1 protein-coding gene and 1 pseudogene are annotated in these 1,557 nt (G+C 43.6%); both read left to right on the top strand.

Annotated elements, in window-relative coordinates; all coding sequences use genetic code 11:
* Window positions 1-364 (top strand): annotated as a pseudogene (locus tag RT405_RS05760) (DUF1846 domain-containing protein); the annotation flags it as partial.
* Window positions 365-605: 241 nt separating this feature from the next.
* Window positions 606-1,557: TPM domain-containing protein (locus tag RT405_RS05755; RefSeq protein WP_313468329.1), on the top strand; the 952-nt coding region annotated here is incomplete at its 3' end.

The raw sequence follows: 1,557 nt of genomic DNA, 5'->3' as shown, positions 1-1,557 counted from the left end.
TACAACGCTGATGGATGCTTCAGCTGCTGCCATTCTGAATGCTTTAAAGTCGCTGGCCAATATTTCAGATGAAATAGATCTTTTGGCTCCGATGATCCTGCAAACTATCCAGCATTTAAAAACTGATGATTTGAACAGCAGAGTTCCGACATTGAGTGCCAACGAATTGCTGATTGCATTAGCAATCAGTGCGGTGACTAATCCGACAGCGCAGCTTGCTTATCACCAACTGCCTAATTTAAAAGATACACAGGCTCATTCAACTGTTATTTTGAATAGCGAAAACGAACAGACAATGAAAAAACTGGGCATCGATATCACCAATGATCCAGTATATCCGACTGAAAACTTGTATTATAATTAGAGAAATAAACCATAGGAGGAATATACCTATGGTTTATTTTTTATATTTTTTTATAAACTTCTCAGCTCGTTTCCCGCAATATTTACAAGTACAACTCCAACTATTTGTTAAAAAATCCATAAAAGCACCACAGCAAAGCAGGATAGAAGCCTCAGTCATTAAGGCGTAAAAATTGACAGAGTTTCTTTTGCTATGCTAGATTTAAAGCAAACAATGCGACGATAAAGGAGGAGGTACTTCTATGGGCAGAGGTGGTGGAAGCCGAGGTGGCGGTTCATTCGGCGGAAGCCGCGGCGGCGGCGGTTCGTTCGGTGGAAACAGAGGCGGTGCCGGTCGCAGCAGCGGCGGCGGTAGGGGCGGTGGTTCATTTGGTGGCGGCGGTTCATCCGGTCGCGGATCTTATGGCGGAAACCGCGGTTCAAGTGGACCGATTTTCAGGCCAGGGCCCATCTTTATACCAGGCGGATCAAGGCGGCGTTATGGACGAGGGCCAAGTTATTATGGCGGTGGAGGAGGAAACTCCGGATGTGGATGCGGGACAATCCTGATTATCTTATTCATCTTGTTTGTTCTGTTTTCTTTATTTAGCGGTGGCTTATTGTTCGGAAGCACCACGAGCAGTTCTGGCGGTTCGAATGATATCACGAAATCAACGATAGAACGTGAACCATTAGATAAAAGCTCGGTAAATGAAACTGCCTATTTTACAGATGAAGCCGGTTGGATCGGCAACCAAACCGAATTAACTAAAGGATTGAAATACTTTTATGATAAAACTGGCGTTCAACCTTACGTTTATATCACAGACAACATCGACGGTTCTACTAGTACGAATGTAACAAATGAAGAAATGGCCAACTTTGCCAATCAGCTTTATGACGAGTTGTTTACAGATGAGGCGCATCTCCTACTTGTATTCTACGAACCTGTTCCGAGTCAATATACAGATTATTATGTGACCGGAACACAGGCAAAAAGCGTTATTGACGCAGAAGCTGGTGATATCCTCTTAGACTATATCGATCGTTATTACTACGATAATAGTTTGTCAGATGAAGAAGTTTTCAGCCGGGCTTTTCAAAATGCAGCTGATCGAATCATGGAAGTTACCAAGTCACCATGGATCACTGTCTTTATCGTTATTGGCAGCGTACTGCTGATTGGTCTGCTCTTTATTTGGTGGCAACGCTCCA

Origin of the sequence: Carnobacterium sp. (assembly GCF_032094055.1) — a bacterium.
In the GTDB taxonomy this organism is placed as follows: Bacteria; Bacillota; Bacilli; order Lactobacillales; family Carnobacteriaceae; genus Carnobacterium_A.
The sequence above is the reverse complement of the archived record's forward strand: the minus strand, read 5'-3'. Positions and strand labels throughout refer to the sequence as shown.